At 67.1% G+C, this 23,977-nt stretch carries 26 protein-coding genes and 1 pseudogene; 20 read left to right on the forward strand and 7 right to left on the reverse strand.

Annotation, left to right across the window (positions count from 1 at the left end; translation table 11 throughout):
- From VML93_RS20750 to VML93_RS20760, 3 genes are all read left to right on the forward strand, one after another.
- The coding region (locus VML93_RS20750) for a hypothetical protein (protein WP_325613617.1) at positions 1 to 89 on the forward strand (89 nt) is incomplete at its 5' end.
- A gap of 35 nt (positions 90 to 124) precedes the next feature.
- On the forward strand, positions 125 to 1,285 hold the full coding sequence (locus VML93_RS20755) for a lactate 2-monooxygenase (RefSeq protein WP_325613573.1): 1,161 nt from the start codon (positions 125 to 127) through the stop codon (positions 1,283 to 1,285).
- 33 nt (positions 1,286 to 1,318) lie between these two features.
- Entirely contained in the window at positions 1,319 to 2,227 is a 909-nt protein-coding gene (locus VML93_RS20760) for a tyrosine recombinase XerC (protein WP_325613575.1), read from the forward strand.
- A gap of 23 nt (positions 2,228 to 2,250) precedes the next feature.
- Here the strand turns inward: VML93_RS20760 and VML93_RS20765 are convergent.
- A pseudogene (locus tag VML93_RS20765) lies at positions 2,251 to 2,736 on the reverse strand (M23 family metallopeptidase); the annotation flags it as partial.
- 265 nt (positions 2,737 to 3,001) lie between these two features.
- On the opposite strand from VML93_RS20765, the gene rpsB reads away from it, so the two are divergent.
- Genes rpsB through VML93_RS20780 form a run of 3 tightly spaced genes read left to right on the forward strand, consistent with a single transcriptional unit; the run spans position 3,002 to position 6,094 of the window.
- Positions 3,002 to 3,841, forward strand: coding sequence for a 30S ribosomal protein S2 (gene rpsB / locus VML93_RS20770; protein WP_325613576.1), 840 nt, complete (start codon positions 3,002 to 3,004; stop codon positions 3,839 to 3,841).
- A 13-nt stretch (positions 3,842 to 3,854) separates the two neighbouring features.
- Positions 3,855 to 4,670 (forward strand): translation elongation factor Ts, encoded by an 816-nt coding sequence (gene tsf, locus VML93_RS20775; RefSeq protein WP_325613578.1) that lies wholly within the window; start codon positions 3,855 to 3,857, stop codon positions 4,668 to 4,670.
- A gap of 11 nt (positions 4,671 to 4,681) precedes the next feature.
- On the forward strand, positions 4,682 to 6,094 hold the full coding sequence (locus VML93_RS20780) for an amidase (RefSeq protein WP_325613580.1): 1,413 nt from the start codon (positions 4,682 to 4,684) through the stop codon (positions 6,092 to 6,094).
- A 3-nt stretch (positions 6,095 to 6,097) separates the two neighbouring features.
- Here the strand turns inward: VML93_RS20780 and VML93_RS20785 are convergent, their stop codons facing one another.
- Positions 6,098 to 6,517 (reverse strand): MarR family transcriptional regulator, encoded by a 420-nt coding sequence (locus tag VML93_RS20785; protein WP_325613582.1) that lies wholly within the window; start codon positions 6,515 to 6,517, stop codon positions 6,098 to 6,100.
- Positions 6,518 to 6,828: 311 nt separating this feature from the next.
- Here VML93_RS20785 and VML93_RS20790 point away from each other — a divergent pair, with 311 nt between their 5' ends.
- Both VML93_RS20790 and VML93_RS20795 read left to right on the forward strand, forming a co-directional pair.
- A complete protein-coding gene (locus VML93_RS20790) occupies positions 6,829 to 7,371 on the forward strand; it encodes an MPT63 family protein (protein ID WP_325613584.1) in 543 nt (180 codons plus the stop codon).
- Between the two features lie 118 nt (positions 7,372 to 7,489).
- A complete protein-coding gene (locus tag VML93_RS20795; protein WP_325613586.1) occupies positions 7,490 to 8,425 on the forward strand; it encodes a lysophospholipid acyltransferase family protein in 936 nt (311 codons plus the stop codon).
- 13 nt (positions 8,426 to 8,438) lie between these two features.
- On the opposite strand, the gene VML93_RS20800 is transcribed toward VML93_RS20795, so the two are convergent.
- Positions 8,439 to 9,179, reverse strand: a complete 741-nt coding sequence (locus tag VML93_RS20800; RefSeq protein ID WP_325613587.1) for a response regulator transcription factor — start codon at positions 9,177 to 9,179, stop codon at positions 8,439 to 8,441.
- Positions 9,180 to 9,628: 449 nt separating this feature from the next.
- Between VML93_RS20800 and pyrH the strand changes: the two genes are divergently transcribed.
- The 4 genes from pyrH to rlmN are packed head-to-tail and all read left to right on the forward strand — an operon-like array spanning position 9,629 to position 13,072.
- Complete coding sequence (pyrH, locus tag VML93_RS20805; RefSeq protein ID WP_325613589.1) at positions 9,629 to 10,372, forward strand: UMP kinase; 744 nt, start codon at positions 9,629 to 9,631, stop codon at positions 10,370 to 10,372.
- A gap of 13 nt (positions 10,373 to 10,385) precedes the next feature.
- Complete coding sequence (gene frr, locus VML93_RS20810) at positions 10,386 to 10,943, forward strand: ribosome recycling factor (protein WP_325613591.1); 558 nt, start codon at positions 10,386 to 10,388, stop codon at positions 10,941 to 10,943.
- 32 nt (positions 10,944 to 10,975) lie between these two features.
- Positions 10,976 to 11,920 carry a phosphatidate cytidylyltransferase gene (locus tag VML93_RS20815; protein ID WP_325613593.1) on the forward strand — a complete coding sequence of 315 codons (945 nt, stop codon included), beginning with the start codon at positions 10,976 to 10,978 and terminating at the stop codon, positions 11,918 to 11,920.
- 36 nt (positions 11,921 to 11,956) lie between these two features.
- Positions 11,957 to 13,072, forward strand: coding sequence for a 23S rRNA (adenine(2503)-C(2))-methyltransferase RlmN (gene rlmN / locus VML93_RS20820; RefSeq protein ID WP_325613594.1), 1,116 nt, complete (start codon positions 11,957 to 11,959; stop codon positions 13,070 to 13,072).
- 1 nt (position 13,073) lies between these two features.
- On the opposite strand, the gene VML93_RS20825 is transcribed toward rlmN, so the two are convergent.
- Entirely contained in the window at positions 13,074 to 14,258 is a 1,185-nt protein-coding gene (locus tag VML93_RS20825; protein WP_325613596.1) for an FAD-binding domain, read from the reverse strand.
- 92 nt (positions 14,259 to 14,350) lie between these two features.
- Between VML93_RS20825 and VML93_RS20830 the strand changes: the two genes are divergently transcribed.
- Genes VML93_RS20830 through VML93_RS20850 form a run of 5 tightly spaced genes read left to right on the forward strand, consistent with a single transcriptional unit; the run spans position 14,351 to position 17,750 of the window.
- A complete protein-coding gene (locus VML93_RS20830) occupies positions 14,351 to 14,860 on the forward strand; it encodes an STAS/SEC14 domain-containing protein (protein WP_325613598.1) in 510 nt (169 codons plus the stop codon).
- A gap of 40 nt (positions 14,861 to 14,900) precedes the next feature.
- Positions 14,901 to 15,410: a protein disulfide oxidoreductase gene (locus tag VML93_RS20835; RefSeq protein WP_325613600.1), complete on the forward strand. Its 510-nt coding sequence runs from the start codon at positions 14,901 to 14,903 to the stop codon at positions 15,408 to 15,410.
- Between the two features lie 8 nt (positions 15,411 to 15,418).
- Positions 15,419 to 16,291 (forward strand): cytochrome c biogenesis CcdA family protein, encoded by an 873-nt coding sequence (locus VML93_RS20840; protein WP_325613618.1) that lies wholly within the window; start codon positions 15,419 to 15,421, stop codon positions 16,289 to 16,291.
- Positions 16,292 to 16,344: 53 nt separating this feature from the next.
- On the forward strand, positions 16,345 to 16,875 hold the full coding sequence (locus tag VML93_RS20845; protein ID WP_325613601.1) for a histidine kinase: 531 nt from the start codon (positions 16,345 to 16,347) through the stop codon (positions 16,873 to 16,875).
- A 35-nt stretch (positions 16,876 to 16,910) separates the two neighbouring features.
- Positions 16,911 to 17,750 carry a DUF4097 family beta strand repeat-containing protein gene (locus tag VML93_RS20850; protein WP_325613603.1) on the forward strand — a complete coding sequence of 280 codons (840 nt, stop codon included), beginning with the start codon at positions 16,911 to 16,913 and terminating at the stop codon, positions 17,748 to 17,750.
- Here the strand turns inward: VML93_RS20850 and VML93_RS20855 are convergent.
- The 3 genes from VML93_RS20855 to VML93_RS20865 form a co-directional block, all read right to left on the reverse strand.
- Positions 17,743 to 18,000, reverse strand: a complete 258-nt coding sequence (locus VML93_RS20855; protein WP_325613605.1) for a DUF2631 domain-containing protein — start codon at positions 17,998 to 18,000, stop codon at positions 17,743 to 17,745. The genes VML93_RS20850 and VML93_RS20855 overlap by 8 nt on opposite strands.
- Before the next feature lie 112 nt (positions 18,001 to 18,112).
- A complete protein-coding gene (locus VML93_RS20860; RefSeq protein ID WP_325613607.1) occupies positions 18,113 to 18,718 on the reverse strand; it encodes a fasciclin domain-containing protein in 606 nt (201 codons plus the stop codon).
- An 88-nt stretch (positions 18,719 to 18,806) separates the two neighbouring features.
- Positions 18,807 to 20,555, reverse strand: a complete 1,749-nt coding sequence (locus VML93_RS20865) for a cytochrome c biogenesis protein DipZ (protein WP_325613609.1) — start codon at positions 20,553 to 20,555, stop codon at positions 18,807 to 18,809.
- A gap of 69 nt (positions 20,556 to 20,624) precedes the next feature.
- Between VML93_RS20865 and dxr the strand changes: the two genes are divergently transcribed.
- The 3 genes from dxr to ispG all read left to right on the forward strand — a co-directional run.
- Positions 20,625 to 21,845 carry a 1-deoxy-D-xylulose-5-phosphate reductoisomerase gene (gene dxr, locus VML93_RS20870; protein WP_325613611.1) on the forward strand — a complete coding sequence of 407 codons (1,221 nt, stop codon included), beginning with the start codon at positions 20,625 to 20,627 and terminating at the stop codon, positions 21,843 to 21,845.
- Between the two features lie 6 nt (positions 21,846 to 21,851).
- Positions 21,852 to 23,066, forward strand: coding sequence for a M50 family metallopeptidase (locus VML93_RS20875; protein ID WP_325613614.1), 1,215 nt, complete (start codon positions 21,852 to 21,854; stop codon positions 23,064 to 23,066).
- Between the two features lie 30 nt (positions 23,067 to 23,096).
- The coding region (gene ispG / locus VML93_RS20880) for a flavodoxin-dependent (E)-4-hydroxy-3-methylbut-2-enyl-diphosphate synthase (RefSeq protein ID WP_325613615.1) at positions 23,097 to 23,977 on the forward strand (881 nt) is incomplete at its 3' end.

The following is a 23,977-nucleotide window of genomic DNA, read 5'->3' on the forward strand; positions in this document are numbered from 1 at the left end:
ATTGGCGACGCGGGCGCACCGAAGAGTCGTTCCGGCAGTGGAAGAAAGAGCTGGCTGAGTCCGAAGCCGGCACTGCGGCGGGGACTTAATAGCCTGCCGATCGCGGGCTGGCATTCTCTATCCCATGGCATTCGGGGACTACCAGAACGAGATCTACTTCCAGGGCCTGGCCGGGGTGGTGCCGTCGCTGCCGATGGTCTTCACGGAATTGGAGGCCAAGGCGGGAAAGGCGCTGCCGCCGTCGGTGTGGTCGTACGTCGTCGGGGGAGCCGGCGACGAACGCACGCAGCGCGCCAACCGCGAGGCTTTCGACCGGTGGGGCTTGATGCCGCGCATGTTCGTCGGCGCGGCGAAACGCGACCTGTCCGTCGAGCTGTTCGGCCTGACCCTGCCGTCGCCGTTGTTCATGGCGCCGATCGGTGTCATCGGACTGTGCGCCCAGGACGGCCATGGCGACCTGGCCACCGCCCGTGCGGCGGCCCGCACCGGCGTCCCGATGGTCGGCTCCACGCTGACCGTCGACCCGATGGAAGACCTCGCCGCCGAGTTCGGCGATACCCCCGGGTTCTTTCAGCTGTACACACCGACCGACCGCGAGCTGGCCGCCAGCCTGGTCAGTCGCGCCGAAGCCGCCGGATACAAGGGGATCGTCGTCACGCTCGACACCTGGGTCACCGGCTGGCGCCCGCGCGACCTGAGCACCGCGAACTTCCCGCAGCTGCGCGGGCACTGCCTGGCCAACTACTTCAGCGACCCGGTCTTCCGCGCGAGCCTGCAACGCCCGCCCGAGGAAGACCAGCAAGGCGCCATCCTGCGCTGGGCGCAGGTGTTCGGAAACCCCTTGACCTGGGACGACCTAGGCTGGCTGCGTTCGCTGACCAAGCTGCCGCTGCTGATCAAGGGCATCTGCCATCCCGACGACGCCCGGCGCGCCAAGGACGGCGGCGTCGACGGCATCTACTGCTCGACCCACGGCGGCCGGCAGGCCAATGGCGGGCTGCCCGCGCTGGACTGCCTGCCGGGTGTGGTCGAAGCGGCCGACGGGCTGCCGGTGCTGTTCGACTCGGGGATCCGCAGCGGCGCCGATGTGGTCAAGGCGCTGGCCATGGGTGCGACCGCCGTCGGTGTCGGGCGTCCCTACGCCTACGGCCTGGCGCTCGGGGGCGTCGACGGCATCGTGCACGTGCTGCGCATGATCCTCGCCGAAACGGACCTGACCATGGCCGTCGACGGTTACCCGACGCTCAAAGATCTCACCCCGGACACATTGCGGCGCGTCGACTGACGCTGCGGGCCCGGCGCCTGCGACCGTGGGGGAATGCCGGACCAAAGCGTGGCTGTCCTCGACGAGTTCGACGAGTATCTAGAGCTGCAATGCGGTCGTTCGGCCCACACCCGGCGCGCCTATCTGGGCGACGTGCGATCGCTGTTGGGCTTTCTCTCCGACCGCGACTGCGGCCTGGACGCGCTGAGCCTGCCGCTGCTGCGGGCCTGGCTGGCCGCCGCGGCCGGCGCCGGTGCCGCCCGAACCACGCTGGCCCGGCGCACCTCGTCGGTGAAGGCGTTCACCGCCTGGGCGACCCGGCGCGGCCTGCTGGCCACCGATCCCGCGGCCCGGCTGCAAGTGCCCAAGGCGCACCGCACGCTGCCGTCGGTGCTACGTCAGGACCAGGCTCTGGCGGCCATGACGGCCGCGAAATCCGGCGCCGAGCAGGGTGACCCGCTGGCGCTGCGGGACCGGCTGATCGTCGAGCTGTTGTATGCCACCGGGATCCGGGTGAGCGAGCTGTGCGGCCTCGACATCGACGACATCGACACCAGGCATCGGCTGGTGCGGGTGCTCGGTAAAGGCAACAAGCAACGCACTGCGCCCTTCGGCCGGCCCGCCGAGGAGGCACTGCGGGCCTGGCTGACAGACGGGCGTCCGGTGCTGGTCACCGCGGCGTCCGGACCGGCGCTGCTGCTGGGCAGCCGGGGCCGGCGACTTGACGTGCGCCAGGCCCGTACGGTCGTGCACCAGACGGTCGCGGCGGTGGACGGCGCACCCGACATCGGGCCGCACGGGCTGCGCCACAGCGCGGCCACCCACCTCCTCGAGGGCGGGGCCGACCTTCGGGTCGTCCAGGAGTTGCTCGGTCATTCGAGCCTGGCGACCACGCAGCTGTACACCCACGTCGCGGTGTCGCGGCTGCGTGCGGTGCACGATCAGGCCCATCCGCGCGCCTAGTTCCATGGCTCGCGCCACTAACGCGCCAGCGGTTTGAGCCGGATCGGCGTGGACTTCAGTAGGCCCAGCGGATCGACGTAGTCGGCGCCCGATGCCGGACCCCACATCGCTCCCCAATGCAGACACGCGGCCGACCGGCAACCCGGGTGTCCGGCCATCAAAGCCCCGATCACCGCGCCGGCCGCCACCCGCTGACCGGCCCGAACCGCCGCCCGCACCGGCTCGTAGCTGGTGTGCAAGCCGCCCGGGTGGGCCAGCGACACCACCGGCCGGCCCGCCAGCAGCCCGGCGAACACCACCACCGCGTCGCCCGCGGCGTACACCGGCTGACCGGGCCTGCCGGCCAGATCCACACCCCGATGCCCGGGATTCCAATCCAGTGCCGGCGCGTCGAAGTCCCGGACGACGGCCGGGGGCGGGCGCAACGGCCATTCCAGCCGCACCTGGTCCGCGTGCGCCGACGCGGCGCTCACCAGCGCCCAGCCCAGCAGCAGCGCCGCCCATCGCATTCGTTCATCTCAGCGCGGCGCCGAAGACCGGGCCAGTCACCGTCGCGGATGCTGTGGAATACGAGGTGTAAACTTCTCGGCGCAGCTCGCAAAAGCGGGCTGACTTCGCGCGTCTGTACCGCGTCTCCCGTTGCATTAGGAGTTCGCATCGCGTGCCGTGCGGTCCCGACCGGGTTTTTCCGGCTGGGTTCGGCATCGCAGCAGACGCCAGGGCTTGGCGTCACCCGATGCCGGGCATAAAACCGACACAAGTAAAGGCATGAGCATGGCCGTAGTAACAATGAAGCAGCTGCTCGACAGCGGCACCCACTTCGGGCATCAGACCCGTCGCTGGAATCCCAAGATGAAGCGGTTCATCTTCACCGACCGCAACGGGATCTACATCATCGACCTGCAGCAGACGCTGACCTTCATCGACAAGGCGTACGAGTTCGTCAAGGAAACCGTCGCCCACGGTGGGTCGGTGCTGTTCGTGGGCACCAAGAAGCAGGCACAGGAGTCGGTCGCGGCCGAGGCGACCCGCGTCGGCATGCCGTACGTCAACCAGCGCTGGCTGGGCGGCATGCTCACCAACTTCTCCACCGTGCACAAGCGCCTGCAGCGCCTCAAGGAGCTCGAGGCGATGGAGCAGACCGGGGGCTTCGAGGGTCGCACCAAGAAAGAGATCCTGGGTCTGACCCGCGAGAAGAACAAATTGGAGCGGTCCCTGGGTGGTATCAGGGACATGGCCAAGGTGCCCTCGGCGATCTGGGTCGTGGACACGAACAAGGAGCACATCGCCGTCGGCGAGGCCCGCAAACTGGGCATCCCGGTGATCGCGATCCTGGACACCAACTGCGACCCCGACGAGGTCGACTACCCGATCCCGGGCAACGACGACGCGATCCGTTCGGCCGCGCTGCTGACCAAGGTGATCGCCTCCGCGGTCGCCGAGGGTCTGCAGGCCCGCGCCGGGCTGGGCCGCGGCGACGGCAAGCCGGAGGCGGAATCCGCCGAGCCGCTCGCCGAATGGGAGCAGGAGCTGCTGGCCTCGGCAACAACGTCGGCGACCCCGGCCGACCCGGGCGCCGCTGACGGAACCGAACCAACCACAGATGCAACCTAAGAAAGGCTGAGCATTGGCGAACTACACCGCTGCTGACGTCAAGCGACTTCGGGAGCTGACCGGTGCCGGAATGCTCGACTGCAAGAACGCGCTGGTGGAAACCGACGGCGACTTCGACAAGGCAGTCGAAGCGCTGCGCATCAAGGGCGCCAAGGACGTGGGCAAGCGTGCCGAGCGGGCGACGGCCGAGGGCCTGGTCGCGGCCAAGGACGGCGCGCTTATCGAGCTGAACTGCGAGACGGACTTCGTCGCGAAGAACGCGGAGTTCCAACAGCTGGCTGACGAGGTGGTCGCCGCGGCCGCCTCTTCCAAGGCCGGCGACGTCGACACGCTCAAAGCCGTCAAGACGGGTGAGGGGACCGTCGAAGACGCGGTCGCCGCGCTGTCGGCCAAGATCGGCGAGAAGCTCGAACTGCGCCGCGTCGCCAACTTCGACGGCACCGTCGAGACCTATCTGCACAAGCGCGCGGCCGACCTGCCGCCTGCGGTGGGGGTACTGGTCGAGTACACCGGTGACGGTGCCGAGGCGGCCCACGCGGTGGCGCTGCAGATCGCAGCGCTCAAGGCGCGCTATCTGTCCCGCGACGACGTCCCGGCAGACGTGGTGGCCAGCGAACGCCGCATCGCCGAGGAGACCGCCAAGGCCGAGGGCAAGCCCGAGCAGGCGCTGCCCAAGATCGTCGAAGGCCGGCTGAACGGCTTCTTCAAGGACGCCGTGCTGCTCGAGCAGCCGTCGGTGTCGGACAACAAGAAGACCGTCAAGGCGTTGCTCGACGAGGCCGGGGTGACGGTGACGCGGTTCGTTCGGTTCGAGGTGGGCCAAGCGTAAGCGCGCGCGTCATGCCACGCGTTCACGCTTTCGGTGACGATGCTCTGGGCGAGCTGGACGCCGTCGGCCTGGCCGACGCGATCCGGGCCGAATGGGTCAGCAGGGCTGAGGTGATCGAGGCGGCCATCGCCCGCACCGAAGCCGTCAACCCTGCCCTCAACGGCTTGGCGCAGGAGGCGTTCGAGCGCGCCCGCGCCGAGGCGGCCAAAGCGGCGTCCGGCGGCTTTTTTGGCGGCGTTCCGACGTTCATCAAGGACAACATCGACGTCGCCGGACTGCCCACCAGGTATGGCACCGACGCGTGGGTACCTCACGACGCCGTCGCGGACAGCGTCTTCACCCAGCTGTTCCTGGCCACCGGGCCGGTGTGCCTGGGCAAGACGCAGCTGTCGGAGTTCGGGTTCAGCCCGGCCGCCGAACACCTGCGGCTGGGGCCGGTCCGCAACCCTTGGAACACCGACCATTCCGCCGGAGCCTCGTCGTCGGGGTCGGGTGCGTTCGTCGCCGCCGGGGTGGTGCCGATCGCGCACGCCAACGACGGCGGCGGCTCGATCCGCATTCCGGCCTCCTGCAACGGGCTGGTCGGCCTCAAGCCGTCGCGCGGCCGGCTGCCGCTGGACCCGCACTACCAGCGGATGCCGGTGGGCCTGGTCGCCAACGGCGTGGTGACCCGCTCGGTGCGTGACACCGCGGCCTTCTACCGGGAGGCCGAGCGCATCTGGCGCAACCCCAAGCTGGCGCCGGTCGGCGACGTCATCGGGCCCGGAAAGCAGCGGCTGAGGATCGCTGTGATGACCCGCGTGGTCTCCGGGCGCGACTGCAGTCCGGAAGTGCGCGAGCTGACGCTGAAGACGGCCGGACTGATCGAGGAGCTGGGGCACCGCGTCGAATACCTCGACGACACCTTGTTGCCCACCAGCTTCGTCGACGACTTCATTCTGTATTGGGGGTTCCTGGCGCTCGCGCAGGTGAGCATGGGCCGACGGGCGTTCGGCGACACCTTCGATCGAACCCGGCTGGACAGCTTCACCCTGGGCCTGCGCCGCCACACCGGCCGCAACATCGCGCGGCTCCCGGCGGCGATCATGCGGCTGCGCGCTACCCGACGGCACAGCGCGCGGTTGTTCGGCACCTACGATGCGCTGCTCACGCCGACGCTCGCCGACGCGGCGCCGCGGGTCGGATACCTGGCACCCACCGACTACCAACAGCTCCTCGACCGCCTGATCGCTTGGGTCAGCTTCACCCCGGCACAGAATGTCACCGGGGAGCCGGCGATTTCGCTGCCGTTGGCGCAATCCGCGAACGGCCTGCCGGTGGGCATGATGCTGTCCGCCGACATCGGTTGCGAAGCGCGGCTGCTGGAACTGGCCTACGAACTCGAAGAGGCGCGGCCGTGGCCGCGGATCCAAGCCGCCCAGTGACCGTCAGTCGGATCCCAGCTTGCCCAGCATGCGTTTGAACTCGCGCTGCTGAGCGGCGGTCAGCTTGGCCAGGATCCGGGCATCGGCGACCTGGACCGCGGCCTCCGCGCGTTTGAGCAGACTGCGGCCCTGACTGGTCAGCGTTGCCGGCAGCGCACGACCGGAGGACACCGAATCGGGCCGTGCCACCACGCCGCTTTCTTCCAGCTTGCGCAGCACCGTGTTCATCGCCTGCGGGGTCACGCTGGTATGCCGTGCCAATTCCGCGCTGGACGACCCCGGGGACATGGAAAGGATACGGAGACAAACGAATTCGGGCAGAGTGAGGCCGAGTGGCCGCAACACTGCGGAAACCTCCGGTCGCAGAACGGCTGCCACGCGGTAAAGCAGATAGCCCAGCGGAGCGTCTTCGGCCTGACCCATGTCAACGATATTGACATATATCAGGTGCATTGACGCGAATTTTGCATTACTGAGACATTTGGGGCGCGATTGCGTTCTTGGGGTTCCTGCGAACCTTGGGGCACAACAACATTAGGCCGGGTTAATAACTCCCGCGACGAAAAACCCTGAGATTCAGCAACACTACGCCGTTGCCGCAGCTCAGCTCGTTGATGTTTGAGGCATTTGCGGATTGGATATGCGACTCGAGGTGCGGTGAATGCCGTATGCCAAAAATTGCTCGACGATTCGATTGAGAGGTATTAGCAATAATGAGGTTCAGTTCGACCGCTATGAGATCGATGGTCGCGGCGGCCGGGATTGCTGCTGTAGGTGTGTTCGGTGCGGCGACCGCTTCGGCAAGTCCAATCACTCAGAACCTGGGTACCAGCGAAACGCTGGTCGACGGACCGCTCATCACCGCCTACACCGTCAGCAACTTGCAGCCGTCCAACGCGACGATCCCCGGCTTCACGCCGACCGGACAGCTTTGGCAGGCTGACGTCAACGCGCGCGCGACCAGCGGGGTCGTCACCCCGGTCGTGTCCAACTTCAATGCGCGCACGGGCGACAACCAGACCTACCGGGTGATCAGCATGTCGCCGACGCCGGACGCGTTCAGTCCCGCGCCGATCACCCAGGGCGGCCAGGCCAGCGGGAAGATCTACTTCGATGTGACCGGTGCGCCTCCGACCAACGTCGTGTACAACGACGGTGTCCAGGACGTCCTGGTTTGGACGGCCAACGGCGCCCCCGGGATGCCTGGTTCTGGGATGCCCGGGCAGGCCCCCGGCATGACGCCGAGCCCGGCTCCGAACGCGCCGAAGAACTCCTGATTCGCCGGTAACGGACTCCCCGCGCCACACCTGTGGCGCGGGGAGTTCTACGTTTACGCCCTGGCCGGACAACGACATTCATCGAGTTGCGTGGGTCACAAGCGGGTACCCCAACAGAATGACTCACACCGATGACAGTCCAATGGAAGTGCGTGACCAAGCGCAGCAACATGCCGAAGATGCCCGCGCGGCAATGCGGCAGCGACGGCGCGACCAGGACGGCGGGGTGAGCGGTTGGGTGGCCGAACGCGCCGGGCAATGGGATCTCGGCGGTCAGGACGAGACCACGCTGCAGCGCCAGAAGTTCTTTTGGAATGTGCTGGTCGACTACTGGTTTCGCATGGAGATCGACGGTTGGGAGAACATCCCCCGGCCACCGGCGCTGTTGGTCGGCATTCACTCCGGTGCCCCGTTTGTCTGGGACGCGTGGACCGTCGGACTGCAATGGTGGCGACGTTTCGGGCAGGACCGCCCCCTGCATGGCACGGCGCATGACGCGCTGATGGCGATCCCGCTCATCGGTCGCTACTTCCGGTCGATGGGAGTGCTTCCGGCCGCGCCGGACGCGATTGCCACCGCGCTGGCCGAAGGGCACGACGTCGCGCTGTGGCCCGGCGGCGAGGTGGATTCGCTGCGGCCGTGGGCCGAGCGTGATCGCGCCAACCTGGCGGGACGGAAGGGCTTCGTGAAGATGGCGATTCACGCCGGAGTGCCGATTGTGCCGATTGCGACCGTAGGCGGCGCCGATGCGATGCCGGTGCTGATCCGCGGTGACCGGCTGTCGCAGGTCTTGCAACTCGATCGCCTGCTTCGGCTCAAGGTGTTCCCGCTGGCGGTCTCGCTGCCTTGGGGTATCGCGCCGGCGGCGTTGCCGCAGCTGCCGCTTCCGGCCAAGATCAGGACCCGGTTCATGCCGGTGGTCGAGCTGGACCACGACCCCGCCCGCGCCGACGACGCCGACTACGTCGACAGCAAGTACCGCGAGGTCCAGGACAGCATTCAACAGGGCATGGACGCGCTGGCGCGCAAGCGTGCGCTGCCGCTATTCGCCTGAGAAACCGCCTGATCTAGCGCGCGATCGAGTCGGTGACCGGTGCCGGCGGCGACGTCCAGGCCGGACTGAGGGTCGGTTCGCTGATGATCCATTGCGGCTGCGGTGGCGTCACCGCCATGTAGCCCACACCCCGGACCGTGTTGACCATCGATTCGTACTCGGAGCCAAGTTTGGCCCGCAGTCGTCGCACGTGCACGTCGACGGTACGCACCCGGCCATTGCAGTCGTACCCCCACACCTCGTGCATGAGCCGGGTCCGGGTGAACGCCCGACCGGCATGCTGCACAAGGAAATTCAGCAACTTGAACTCCGTGAGCGTCAGACCCAGGTCCTTACCTGCCAGCGATCCCGTGTAACTGGCCGGGTGCAGGACCAGGTCACCGAACTTCAGGGTCCCCTCTATCGCACTGCGCCGGCGCGTTATCGCCAGCCGCAGCCGTGCCTGCAGCTCGACCGCGCCGGTGGCGGGCAGCAGCACGTCATCGAAATGCCAGTCGACGTCGATCGCGACGAAGTCGGCCGGGGCGACGACGGCCACCACCGCGACGGCGGGCGCGCTGGCCGTCAGCCGTCGGCACACCCGGCGCGCCGCGGCCGGGTCGGTGCGCGCGTCGATGATCGCGACGTCGGCGCCTCGATGCAGGCCGTCGAGGTGGTCGGTCAGCGGGGCGTGGCGAGTGGTCTGGGCGACAGAGTTCAGCGTGGGTAAGGCCGATTCGAAGTCGTCCGCATTGGTGAGAAGTAGGACATCCAAAACACGTCTCCAGACCTTAATAAGGGCTGCGTATCCCCTTGCGCGTAGACGTCTCCCTGCGGAAATATCTGCTAGCCCGGCTGGGTACCCGGTTAAGGGCGGATCTATTCCACCTCTGCACAATGTGGTTCGCCTGTACCGTTTTGCCCGGCCGGGTGAAGAGTCCATCCTTCCGACAAGCTAGTGGCGTTCGTGTGAGGGCAACTCGCGCCGATCGACAAGCGATCGGTCCGGCAACAGGGCGCAGACGTGTCCTTATTCTCAAGACAGTGGATTTCGCGCCGCGGTGGTCCGGATTCCCCGGCCGCCGGGCAGTCAAACATCTGACCCGCCCGAGAAGTAACTGTGCAGATAATGCACCCGGGCCACCCCGAAGCGCGGCGATAAGGCAGGATGTCAGATGCCGTCCGGGCGGGTGGCCGGGATGGCACTTTCATGCAAGGAGTCTGATGACGCAGCCCGAGCCGACGAGCCCCAACGGCGTGCGTTCCAAGTATGCGCGGGTGTTGCTGAAGCTCGGCGGCGAGATGTTCGGCGGCGGCCAGGTCGGTCTGGATCCCGATGTCGTCGCACAGGTGGCCCGCCAGATCGCCGAGGTGGTCCGCGACGGCGTGCAGGTCGCGGTCGTGATCGGCGGCGGCAACTTCTTCCGTGGCGCGCAACTGCAGCAGCGCGGCATGGAGCGCACCCGCTCGGACTACATGGGGATGCTCGGCACTGTCATGAACAGCCTCGCGCTGCAGGACTTCCTGGAGAAGGAAGGCATCGCCACCCGGGTTCAGACCGCGATCACCATGGGGCAGGTCGCGGAGCCCTACCTCCCGTTGCGGGCGGTGCGCCACCTGGAGAAGGGGCGCGTGGTGATCTTCGGCGCCGGCATGGGGCTGCCCTACTTCTCGACGGACACCACCGCCGCACAGCGGGCACTGGAGATCGGCGCCGACGTGGTTCTGATGGCCAAGGCGGTCGACGGCGTGTTCGCCGAGGATCCGCGGGAGAACCCGCAGGCCGAGCTGCTCACCGCGATCAGCCACCGGGAAGTCATCGACCGCGGGCTGCGAGTGGCCGACGCGACCGCGTTCAGCCTATGTATGGACAATGGCATGCCGATTCTGGTGTTCAATCTGCTGACTGATGGCAATATCGCCCGTGCGGTCGCTGGTGAGAAAATCGGAACGCTGGTCACCGCGTGAGGGGAAGACGCAAATGATAGACGAAGCTCTCTTCGACGCCGAGGCGAAGATGGAGAAGGCCGTGTCGGTGGCACGGGAAGATCTGTCGACCATCCGGACTGGCCGCGCCAATCCCGGTATGTTCTCCCGGATTGTCATCGACTACTACGGCACCAACACCCCGATCACCCAGCTGGCCAGCATCAACGTCCCCGAGGCGAGGCTGGTCGTGATCAAGCCCTACGAGGCGAACCAGCTGCACGCGATCGAGACTGCGATCCGCAACTCCGACCTCGGCGTGAACCCCACCAACGATGGCACCCTCATCCGGGTGGCGGTACCGCAGCTCACCGAGGAACGCCGCCGCGAGATGGTCAAACAGGCCAAACACAAGGGCGAGGAAGCGCGGGTCTCGGTGCGCAACATCCGTCGCAAAGCCATGGAGGAGCTGCACCGCATCCGCAAGGACGGCGAGGCCGGCGAGGACGAGGTAGGCCGCGCGGAAAAGGATCTGGACAAGACCACCCACAACTACGTGAACCAGATCGACGAGCTGGTCAAGCACAAAGAAGGGGAGCTGCTGGAGGTCTAGCGGCCGCCCAGCAGCTGAGTCCGTTTAAGCCCGTGGCAACCACCGATGCCGGTACCGGCAGTCCGCCCGACGAGCCGGCGCACGGAGGTGAGCGGGCCCCGGCGGAGCCGGCCAAGAAGACGTCCCGCGCGGGCCGCAACCTGCCCGCCGCGATCGCGGTGGGCGCGGCTACCGGTGGACTCGTCATCGCGACGCTGCTGCTCAAGCCGCATTTCTGGGTGGTCCTGTGCGCCGGCGCCATCGCGGTGGCCAGTCATGAGGTCGTCCGGCGACTGCGCGAAGCCGGGTATCTGATTCCGGTCATCCCGTTGTTGATCGGCGGCCAGATCCCCGTCGGGCTGGCCTGGTGGCGCCACTCAGCCGGCGCATTGGCCGGCTTCGGCGGCATGGTGGTGGTCTGCATGATCTGGCGGCTGTTCATGCAGGACAAGCACGATCGCGCCGCCGAATCGCCGTCTTCGACACCTTCGACACTTTCAAAGCCGACCTATCTGCGCGACGCGTCGGCGACCATATTCCTGGCCGCGTGGGTGCCGCTGTTCGCCTCGTTCGCCGCCATGCTGGTCTATCAGAAAGACGGCGCGGCGCGGGTGTTCTGCCTGATGATCGCGGTGGTCTGTTCCGACGTGGGTGGCTACACCGTGGGGGTGCTGTTCGGGAAGCATCCGATGGTCCCGACGATCAGCCCGAAGAAGTCCTGGGAGGGCTTCGCCGGTTCGCTGGTCTGCGGGATCACCGCGACGATACTGACCGCGCACTTCCTGGCCCACCAACCGCTGTGGGTGGGAGCGCTGCTGGGGCTGCTGCTGGTGCTGACCTGCACGCTGGGGGATTTGGTGGAATCCCAGGTCAAGCGCGATCTCGGCATCAAGGACATGGGACGGCTGCTACCCGGCCACGGTGGCCTGATGGACCGGCTCGACGGCGTGCTCCCGTCCGCGGTGGCGGCCTGGACCGTGTTCACGCTGCTGCCTTAGGGGCCTGCGCCGGGTTTGACCGATACTGGACTGGTCATGGTCCAAGAATTGATCTTCGAGACGCCGCGTCGCGGCAAGCCGCCCCGGCACCTGGCCGACCTCGACGCGGCGGGCCGCGCGTCAGCCGTCGCGGAGCTGGGCTTGCCGGCGTTTCGGGCCAAACAGCTCGCGCACCACTACTACGGCCGGCTCACCGCCGATCCCGGGCAGATGACCGACCTTCCGGCCGCCGTCCGCGACCGGATCGCCGAAACGATGTTCCCGACGCTGCTCACCGCGGCCACCGAAGTCACGTGCGATGCCGGCCAGACTCGAAAGACGTTGTGGCGAGCCGTCAACGACCCTGCCGGCGCCACCTTCGAATCGGTGCTGATGCGCTATCCGCAGCGCAATACGGTGTGCATTTCCTCGCAGGCGGGCTGCGGCATGGCCTGCCCGTTCTGCGCCACCGGCCAGGGCGGGTTGACCCGCAACCTGTCGACCGCGGAGATTCTCGAGCAGGTGCGGGCGGCCGCCGCCGCACTGCGCGACGACTTCGGTGAAGCGGCTGGCGCCCGCCTCACCAACATCGTCTTCATGGGCATGGGGGAGCCGCTGGCCAACTATGCTCGGGTGCTGGCCGCCGTCCGTCGCATCACCGAACCCGCCGGGTTTGGAATCTCGGCACGTTCGGTGACGGTGTCGACGGTGGGTCTGGCCCCGGCGATCCGCCAACTCGCCGACGAGCGGCTCGGGGTGACGCTGGCGTTGTCGCTGCATGCGCCCGACGACGAGCTGCGCGACACACTGGTGCCGGTCAACAACCGGTGGAAGATCAGTGAGGCTTTGGACGCCGCCCGCTACTACGCCGACGTGACCGGCCGGCGGGTGTCCATCGAGTACGCGCTGATCCGCGACGTCAACGACCAGCCGTGGCGGGCCGATCTGCTGGGCAAACGACTGCACAACGCGCTGGGGCCGCTGGTGCATGTGAACCTGATCCCGCTCAACCCGACGCCGGGCAGTGACTGGGACGCCAGCCCCAAGGCGGTGGAGCGGGAATTCGTCCGGCGGGTGCGGTCGAAAGGGGTTTCCTGCACCGTGCGCGACACGCGGGGTCGTGAGATCAGTGCCGCCTGCGGGCAGCTCGCCGCCGACCGGCTGCCCGGCTGACCTACGCCGCGTACTCAGGTAACGCGATGTCGTCGCGGAATTCACGCCGGACGACCCAGTCGGCGAGCTGCGGGATGTTCAGCAGTTTGGTGACCTGGTTGCGGGTCCACAGGCCGAGCGACGTCTTCGGCGCGAACATCGACGCGAATCCGCGCGCTGACCGCTGCCTGGCCGCAACGATCGGACGCAGCCGGCGTTCATAGCGGTGGAACGCTTGACGGTGATCGGCATCCGAGCGGCTGAGTTCACCGGCCAGCACGTATGCCTGCACCATCGCGAGGCCCGCCCCCTCGCCCGCCAGCAGCGAGACCGCGGCCGCGGCGTCACCGATGAGCGCAATCCGCCCCTCCGACCAGTGGTCCATCACTATTTGGCTCGCGCGATCGAAGTACAGTTCGGAGGCCGAGTCGAGTCTGCGCAGGATCTCCGGGCATTCCCAGCCGGCGTTGCCAAAGACTTGACGCAGGGTGGCCTTGGCCTCCGACCCATTCTGCGGATCGGGGCCGCTTGTGTGGTCGGTGGTGAAAACGAAAAGAAACAGGGTCTTCCCGCCGCGCATCGCGAATCGTGCGATCATCCGCCCGGGTGTGGTGTAGGCGAGGTAGACGAGTTCGTCGCGCGGCTGATAACCCTCGGCTTCGAATGCCGCGACTCGGTAGCCGAGGTCAGTCTCGAATCCAGATTCGGGCCCGAATACCAGATCCCGCACCGGCGAATGGATACCTCCCGCGCCGATCAGCAGGTCGAATCGTCGTGACCCACCGCGCTCGAGTGTCAGCTCCACGCCCGAATCATGTTGTGTGACGGCGGAAACGCTTTCACCGAACAGGGTTTCGACATGCTGGTCGATGCAGCGGTAGATCATGGTCGCCAGATCACCACGGGGCACGGTGACGAGCCGGCCATCGACGTTGCGCCGGATCACGTCGGCCGAAAAGCCGCCCACCCGTTGCGAATTCCGGTCCACCAGTCGCAGCTCCGCTACCGCGTATCCTGCGGCGTGCAATTCGGCGGCAAGTCCCATCCGTTCGGCGACGGCGTAACCGCCACCCCAAAAGTCGACGACATAGCCGCCCGTGCGGAGCCGGGGCGCCTGTTCGATCAGTGTCGGTTCGTGGCCATAGCGCCACAGCCAGTACGCGAGCGTTGGGCCGGCGATGCCGGCGCCCACAATGGCGACCTTCATGCGCGTACCTCCCTAGCATGCGGGGTACCACTACCATAGCACTATGCAATAGTTGTACTAGGATATTAAATCTGGGCGGGAGAGGTGCCGTTGTGCTGAAAGAACTCGTGGACGTGCCTGCTGGTATTCAGGCCCTGGAGACCGTCGGGCCGGTGACAGCAGAAGATTACGAGCGAGTCTTTGCGCCGCTGGTCGATCGCGCCCGGCGATCGGCAACTCGAATGCGACTGCTCTACCAATTCGGCCCGGGCTTCGACCGCATCACGCCGGGCGCGCTATGGGCGGACACCCGACTCGGGGTGGGTTACCTGGCACTGCTCGATGGCTGCGCTGTGGTGAGCGACATCGGCTGGATTCGGGAGCCGACGCGCGGCATCGGCGCGTGGATGCCGCGTCCGGTGCGGGTGTATGCCAACCAGGAACGTGATGACGCCGTCGCGTGGCTGACCTCGCTACCTGAAGGCGCCGACGTGTCCGCCCGTGACATGGTCAAGGCCTACATTGGTGGAATGGGCGGCGCACTCGGGAGCCTCGGGAAGCTCGTCGTCTCGAACTCCGGTGGGAAGCGGGCGAATGGCGTGATGAACCAGAACGGCGGCTGACCCGTCAACTAAGACATAACACCAGCAAATGAGGTATGTCATGATTCTTCGCCTGATGTCTCCGCTCAAGTTGTTTGCTGCGGGCGTATTCGCGCTCGCGCTGATATTCGGCGGACTGATCAGTGCTCCGCGGTCGGCGGCCGCCGATGACCGGCTGCAGTTCTCCGGAACCACCCTCAGTGGCGCTCCGTTCAACGGCGCCACCTTGCAGGGCAAGCCGGCGGTGCTGTGGTTCTGGACGCCGTGGTGCCCGTTCTGCAACGCCGAAGGTCCCAGCGTCAGCCAGGTGGCGTCGGCCAATCCGGGAGTCACTTTCGTCGGTATCGCGGCGCACTCGGATGTTGCTGCGATGCAGAACTTTGTCTCCAAATACAACCTGAACTTCACCAACCTCAACGATGCCGACGGCGCGATCTGGGCCCGCTACAACGTGCCGTGGCAGCCGGCCTATGTGTTCTACCGGGCGGATGGCAGCTCGACGTTCGTCAACAACCCCACCTCGGCGATGTCGCAGCAGGAGTTGGCCGGGCGGGTTGCGGCCCTGAGGTAATGACTTCCGTGGACCAGGGCCTGATCGGTCTGGCGTTCGCCGCCGGATTGGTCGCAGCGCTGAACCCATGTGGGTTTGCCATGCTGCCCGCGTACCTGCTTCTGGTGGTACGCGGGCAGCAGTCCGGCGAACAGGCGGTCACGCCGCGGGGATTGGCCCCACTGGGCCGGGCGCTGGCGGCCACCGTCGGGATGGCGCTGGGCTTCTTGACGGTATTCGGCGTGTTCGGCCTGCTGACGATATCGGCGGCCAGCACAGTGCAGCGCTACCTGCCGTACGGCACGGTGGTGATCGGCCTGGTGCTGGTCATCCTGGGTGTCTGGCTGCTGGCGGGGCGGGAGCTGACCGCGCTGACGCCGCGAGCGATGCGCGCCCGATGGGCGCCGACGGTCCGACTGGGCTCCATGTACGGATACGGCGTCAGCTATGCCATCGCCTCGCTGTCGTGCACTATCGGGCCATTTCTGGCGGTCACTGCGGCGGGCCTTCGGGGCGGTTCGGTCGTCGGGAGCGTGGCGATCTACCTGGCGTACGTCGCGGGGCTGACCCTGGTCGTCGGCGTTCTCGCCGTCGCCGCCGCGGCGGCGAGTTCGGTGCTGGCCGACCGGTTGCGGCGAATCCTGCCGTTCGTCAACCGGATCAGCGGCGCACTGCTGGTTTTGGTCGGACTCTATGTCGGCTATTACGGGCTGTACGAACTGCGCCTGATCAGCGGCGCGCAGGTGAATCCGCAGGACGCGGTGATCACCGCCGCCGGGCGGCTGCAAGGTGTGCTGGCCGGCTGGGTGCACCAGCACGGCGCCTGGCCGTGGGCCGTGACGTTGGTCGTGCTGGTGGCCGGCGGGCTGGCCGGCGCCTGGTACCGACGGGTGCGGCGATAACGGGCACCACCATGACACTTGTCATGACATCAAAATAGTGTCAACATGACACCATGGATCTGCAACCTTTTGTTGACTCCGTCCGGCACGAGTTGAGGGTGGCCGCGGCGGCCGGCGGTGACGCCGCCCAGGAGCTGGCCGACCGGCTCAGCGCTCCACTGGAGTCGGCGGTCCGGCTGGCGCTGTTAGAAGCGCTGTCGGCCGCCGCCGAAGAGATCACCGGTGAGCTGGCGCCTCGATCCGTCGAGGTCCGGCTGCGTGGCCGCGACCCCGAGTTCATCGTCAGCGCCCCCCTCGACGAGGAGCCGAGCGGCAGCGCCGACTACGTCGGCAAGCCCGACAACCGCCTGTTCGGCGCTCAATACGAGGACGACGGAGGCACCTGGCGGGTCACCCTCCGGCTTCCCGAGGGATTGCGGACGGTAGTTGAGGGGGCCGCGCGCAGTGAGGGCGCGTCGTTGAACGCCTGGCTGGTCCGGGCCGCGGCGTTAGCCAGTCAGGGAGCCAGTCACCCAGGCGGTCAGCACGGATCGAGCCATTCCAGCCGGGGCGGCGGGCAGCGCGTCACCGGCTGGGTGCGCTGATCCACCCATTCCCTCGGACAGCAAGGAGACCAAGAATGCCGACTTTTGAGACCCCCGCGCCGATCGACGTCTGGATCGAGGCCGGCGGTGGTTCGGTGCGCCTGTTGGCGACCGACCGCGCCGACACCGTCGTCGCGGTGCGGCCCTGCGACGAATCGCGAAGTTCCGACGTTTGGGCGGCCGAACACACGCGCGTCGATTTCCGCGACCGCAAGCTGTCGGTCACCGGCGCCAGACGCGGGATGCCGCTGCTGCGCGGCGGGGACACCGAGATCGAGATCGCTCTGCCGACAGGGTCGCGGCTGCACGTATCGGTGGCATCGGCGAGCATGCGCGCCGAAGGCGAATTCGCCGACCTGAGGTTCGCGGGCTCCAGCAGCGAAGTCGAGGTCGACACCGTCACCGGAAAGATCAAGGCCACCAGCGCATCCGGGTCGTTCACCATACACGTTGTGGCTGGCAGCGCCTCGATTGTGACCAGTTCGGGCAACGTGACGATCGGCGACATCGACGGCAATCTTCGCTTCAAGGCCGCCAGCGGCTCGCTTTCCGTCGACCGACTGCGGGGCAGCGTGAAGTCGCGGACGGCGTCGGGCTCGGTGGACGTCGCGGCGGCCGTTCGTGGCGCGGTGTCGGCCCACACCAGCAGCGGCGACGTCGCTGTCGGGGTCGCTCAGGGCACCGCCGCGCGGCTGGACATCACCACCGGATCCGGTGACGTGACCAGCAAATTGGAGCCGACCGACGGCCCCGAAAAAGGCGAAGAAACCGTGGTCCTACAGATACGCAGCGGCTCCGGAGACATCAGGATTCACCGGGGTCCGGCAGCCGAGCCTGCTACCGAGCCGGCGCCCGAAACGGTCGAAGCTACTTGATCCAGCCGCGTCGCCGGCCGAGGATGTCGCGCACCAGCACGACGAGCGCCAGGCCGGCGAACCCAGCTACGAACCAGTCCTCGACATGGCCGACGTGGTTGCCGCGCCAGATCATCGCCAGCAGCAATCCGATGATGCACGCACCGGTGACGTACCAGGTGCGGTAGTTGATTCGGCTCCATCCCCACGCTGCGGACGGCACCTCGGCGACATCGACGCCGTTGTAGCGGTCCACCTCGGTACTGGCCACAGCGATTCCTCCGGTCGGATCTCGGCTTCTAAATAGACTCCAGCTTCGAATTAGAAGATGTTCCGACATTCTGGCACACTGGGCGCCCGCAGCTGTGGGGACTTTGCCATGCTTACGCCGGCGGCATCAACACGGTGTCGATCATGTACACCACCGCGTTCGCAGTTTGCACCCCACCGCACACCACCGAAGCGTTGTTGGCCTTCAGTCCGTTACCCGAACCGGTCACCGTCACCGGCGCACCTTGCAGGGAGTTGTGCATGCCGCCGACCTGAGCCGGGCTGAGCTGCCCCTGGACCACGTGGTAGGTGAGGATCTTATTCAGCAGCGGCCCATCGGTTTTCAGCGATTGCATCGTCGCCGCGTCGAGCTTGCCGAACGCTTGATCGGTGGGAGCGAACACCGTGTACTGCCCGCTGTTGAGCGTGTCCACCAGGTTCACCTGCGGGTTGAGCTTGCCCGACAGTGCCGCGGTCAGCGAGGTCAGCATCGGATTGTTCGACGCCGCCACCGCGACCGGGTCATTCGCCATCCCGGCTACCGATCCCGGCCCCGTCGGCACCTGCTGTGCGTACGCCGCGCATCCGGGTCCGACCAGATTGGTCGCGGGGCTGGCCACCGCCGTCGGGGCGGCGACCACCGCGAGACCCATCGCAGCGGCTGCGGCGAAAGTGGTTGCCGCAAAGGCCTTTTTGGGTGTCTTGCTGCGTGTCTTCATTGACTTCTACTCCTGAGATAGGAATTTCTTGCTGACATGAATGATTCGGAGCCGCGCCCCTTTTGGATGGGTCTACAGCAAATTCGGATCAGCCGTAGGTGAACGAAAACACCTGCAGCCCGCGACTGGGACGCACCTCGAGCGTCCCGGGTGCCACCTGGTCGCCGGCGACGACCTGATGCGACGTCGGCGGTCCGCCGACCGGCACCGTCGTCGACTTTCCGTCCCGCGTCACGGTCAGAGTTCCGGTGCCGCCGACCACGATGTAGACGTTCTTCGCGTGATAGTCGAGTCTGATGCGCGAATCGTCGCCGTCGGCCGTCGCGCCCTGGTAGTCCAGCGACCACGGGCCGCTCAGGGCGAACGTATCGGCGGGCTGTCCCGGTGGATAGCCGAACGTCGCCGACCCCTGGTCGTACACCCCGCCGCCGGCGAAGTTGACCGCCTTGCCCACGCCGAAGTAGGTCTCCGCCGTCAGACCCCCGGTGGGCGTGGTGTCGGGCGCTCCTACCGGCGCCGGCAGCTTGGCGGCTGGATTGGCGTCCAGCAGCAACTGCCTGATCAGCTTCTCGGTGCCGTCATAGTCGCCCTCGCCGAATTTGATATGCCGCACAGTGCCGTTGGCGTCGATCAAATACTCCGCGGGCCAGTACCGGTTGCGGTAGTTCGTCCACGTCGAGTAGCTATTGTCAAGCGCCACTGGATATTTGATGCCCAGATCGGCCGCGCCGGCCGCCACGTTGGCGGTGACTTTCTCGAATCCGTACTCGGGGGTGTGCACGCCGATCACCTCTAATCCGGCGTCCCGGTAGGCCTGGTACCAGCCGACCACATGCGGGATGGCGCGTTGGCAATTGATGCAGGAATACGCCCAGAAGTCGATCAGCACGACGCGGCCCCGCAACGAGCGCAGGTCCAGCGGAGTGTTCTCCGGGGTGTTCAGCCATGCCGTGATGCCCTTGATATCGGGTGCGGGGCCGCAACTTTCGAGCTGGTTCGCCCCGTCGGTGCAGTTCGACAGCTGCGCGTTCTGGTCGTTGACGATGCCGCCGAGGTTGAGCTTGTCGCGGATCTTGTCCGCCCCGGGGACCTTCTGCTGCAACGCGCTGGTGTAGTCGGGGATGGCCCGCTGCAGCACCGCGGGCAGGTTGAACACCAGCGCCACCGCCAGCAGGATCGTCACGATCCCGGCCGCGATCCGGATCTCGCGCTGACCACGCCGAAACGCGCTCACCCGTTCGGCCACCTGCCGGCCGGCCAGTGCGAAGACCAACAACGGCAGGGCGGCCCCGATCGCGAATGCGCTGGTGAGTACGACGGTGTTGACACCGATCGCCGAGGTGGCCCCGGCCACCACGATCGCGGCGAGCACCGGGCCCGCGCACGGAACGTAGAGGACGCCCAACGCCAGGCCCAGGCCGAACCCGTTGCCGCGGGTGTTGATCTGCTTTTGCGGGATGCGGGAAAACGGGCGCTCCAGCAGCTGCTCGAAGCGGGGAAAGATCAGCCCGAGCCCGATCGCCACCAGCGCGACCAGCGCCACCCAGCGAATCGCGTCCTGCCGGATGTGCAGCAGCGACAGCAAGGCCGAGCCGACGAGCGTGACGACGCTGAAGCTCAGCACCAGCCCGGCGATCACCCGATACGGGCGCAGCGTGTCCGACAGGGGCCGTTTCGGCCTGGCTGCGACGGCGACCGCGCCCGGCTCAGTCCCGGTGTCCTCGGCGGCGACACTGCGCGCGCCGGAGAAGAAGATCACCGGCAGCACCGGCAGGATGCAGGGGGATATGCCGGTGATCAGGCCGCCGATCAGGCCGATGAGTGCGAGCGTCAACATGCTCTGCATTCGGAGCTGTCGGCGTCACGGATTGGCCGATTCGGCAACCGGGCGGGGCACAATAGACAGGTGACGAACGCATACGCCGACGGCCGCCTGCGCGTGCTGGTGCTGGGCAGTACCGGCTCAATCGGCACCCAGGCGCTGGAGGTCATCGCCGCCAATCCCGACCGCTTCGAGGTGGTCGGGCTGGCCGCCGGGGGTGCGAACCTGGACACGCTGCTGCGTCAGCGCGCCGAGACCGGGGTGACCAACATCGCCATCGCCGACGAGCACGCGGCGCGGCGGGCCGGCATACCTTCTCCGGTCCCTTTCACCGGCCCCAGCGCGGCGACCCGGCTGGTGGAGGAGACCGAGGCCGACGTCGTCCTCAATGCCCTGGTCGGGGCGCTGGGACTGCGGCCCACGCTGGCGGCCCTGCAGTCCGGTGCCCGGCTGGCCCTGGCCAACAAGGAATCGCTGATCGCGGGCGGTCCGTTGGTGCTGCAGGCGGCCCAGCCCGGTCAGATCGTGCCGGTCGACTCCGAGCACTCCGCGCTGGCCCAGTGCCTGCGCGGCGGCACCCCCGGTGAAGTCGCCAAGCTGGTGCTGACCGCCTCCGGCGGCCCGTTTCGCGGCTTTTCGGCCGCCGATCTCGAGAACGTCACCCCCGAGCAGGCCGGCGCCCATCCGACCTGGTCGATGGGCCCGATGAACACGCTGAACTCGGCGTCGCTGGTTAACAAGGGCCTCGAGCTCATCGAAACCCACCTGTTGTTCGGCATTGGTTACGACCGCATCGAGGTCGTGGTACACCCGCAGTCGATCGTCCATTCGATGGTCACGTTCATCGACGGCTCGACGATCGCCCAGGCCAGCCCGCCGGACATGAAGCTGCCCATCTCGCTGGCGTTGGGCTGGCCGCGGCGGGTCAGCGGCGCCGCTCCTGCCTGCGATTTCACCACCGCGTCGACCTGGGAGTTCGAGCCGCTGGACCACGACGTCTTCCCCGCGGTAGAGCTGGCCCGACGGGCCGGCCAGGCGGGCGGTTGCATGACCGCCGTCTACAACGCCGCCAACGAAGAGGCGGCAGCGGCATTCCTCGAAGGCCGGATCGGCTTCCCGGCAATCGTCGGCACTATCGCCGAGGTATTGCACATCGCCGACCCATGGGCCGCCGAACCCGCTACCGTGGATGACGTACTCGACGCGCAGCGCTGGGCGCGGGAACGGGCCCAGCGCGCGATCGCCACAGCAAGCTCGGCCCCCGCTTCTGGAAAGGCCTCAAGAATGGCTTTAGAAAGGTCCTGACCGCTGATGATGTTCGTTATCGGCATTGTGCTGTTCGCGCTTGCCATCCTGATCTCGGTGGCCCTGCACGAGTGCGGCCACATGTGGGCGGCGCGCGCTACCGGCATGAAGGTGCGTCGGTATTTCGTCGGGTTCGGTCCCACCTTGTGGTCGACGCGCCGCGGTGAAACCGAATACGGCGTCAAAGGCATCCCGGCGGGAGGTTTCTGCGACATCGCCGGGATGACCCCGGTGGAGGAGCTGGCACCCGACGAGACCGAGCGCGCGATGTACAAGCAGGCGACCTGGAAGCGGGCCGTGGTGCTGTTCGCCGGGCCCGGCATGAACTTCGTCATCTGCCTGGTGCTCATCTATTTCATCGCCCTGATCTGGGGACTGCCCAACCTGCATCAGTCCACCAGGGCTGTGGTCGGCGAAACTGTTTGCGTCGCATCGGAAACCAGCCCGGGCAAGTTCGACAAGTGTGACGGCAACGGACCGGCGGCGGCAGCCGGAATCCTCAAGGGCGACGTCGTCGTGAAGGTCGGGGACACCCCGGTGTCCAACTTCGACGAAATGGCCGCTGCGGTACGCAAGTCGCACGGCGTCGTTCCGGTCGTCGTCGAGCGTGACGGCACCACGATCACCAAGTACGTCGATGTCACGCCGACCCAACGCTGGACCTCGGCGGGATCAGGCGGACAACCCACCTCCGCCACCGTCGGCGCCATCGGGGTCGGCGCCACCCGCAGCGGGTTCACGCATTACAACGTGCTCACCGCGGTGCCTGCCACCTTGGGGTTCTCGGCCGACCTGACCGGCGAGGTGGGCAAGGCACTGATCACCATCCCGACGAAGGTCGGAGCGTTGGTGCATGCCATCGGCGGCGGCCAGCGCGACCCGGGCACGCCGATGAGTGTCGTCGGTGCCAGCATCATCGGCGGCGATACCGTCGACCACGGTCTGTGGATGGCGTTCTGGTTCTTCTTGGCCCAGCTGAACCTCATTCTTGGCGCGATCAACCTGGTCCCGTTGCTGCCCTTCGACGGCGGCCACATCGCGGTCGCGTTCTACGAGAAGATCCGCAACATGATCCGGTCCGCCCGCGGCAAGGTCGCGGCCGCGCCGGTGAACTACCTCAAACTGATGCCGGCGACGTATGTGGTGCTGGTCTTCGTGGTCGGCTACATGCTGTTGACCGTGACCGCTGACCTGGTCAATCCGATCAGGCTGTTCCAGTAGGCGAACAGAGAACCAGGGAGGAGACGAACAGTGACCATTGGCCTGGGCATGCCTGGCAAACCTGAGCCTCCGGCGCCCACGCTTGCCCCCCGGCGCACCACGCGTCAGTTGATGGTCCGTGACGTCGGGGTCGGCAGCGACTATCCGATTTCGGTGCAGTCGATGTGCACCACCAAAACCCATGACGTCAACTCGACGTTGCAGCAGATCGCCGAGTTGACCGCGACGGGTTGTGACATTGTCCGGGTGGCCTGCCCGCGGCAAGAGGACGCCGACGCGCTTGCCGAGATCGCCCGGCACAGCTCGATTCCGGTCATCGCCGACATCCACTTCCAGCCGAAGTACATCTTCGCCGCCATCGACGCGGGCTGCGCCGCGGTGCGGGTAAACCCGGGCAACATCAAGGAGTTCGACGGCCGGGTCGGCGAGGTCGCCAAGGCCGCCGGCGCGGCCGGCATCCCGATCCGGATCGGGGTCAACGCCGGCTCGCTGGACAAGCGGTTCATGGAGAAATACGGCAAGGCGACGCCCGAGGCGCTGGTGGAGTCGGCGCTGTGGGAGGCCTCGCTGTTCGAGGAGCACGGTTTCGGCAACATCAAGATCAGCGTCAAGCACAACGACCCGGTGGTGATGGTCGAAGCCTACGAGCTGCTGGCCGCGCAGTGCGACTACCCGCTGCACCTCGGTGTCACCGAGGCCGGTCCCGCTTTCCAGGGCACGATCAAGTCCGCTACCGCGTTCGGCGCGCTGCTCTCGCAGGGCATCGGCGACACCATCCGGGTGTCGCTGTCGGCGCCGCCGGTCGAAGAGGTCAAGGTCGGAAGTCAGATCCTCGAGTCGCTGAACCTGCGGCCGCGTTCGCTCGAGATCGTGTCCTGCCCGTCGTGCGGCCGGGCCCAGGTCGACGTCTA

It is taken from the genome of Mycobacterium sp. (assembly GCF_035499775.1).
Taxonomy (GTDB): Bacteria; Actinomycetota; Actinomycetes; order Mycobacteriales; family Mycobacteriaceae; genus Mycobacterium.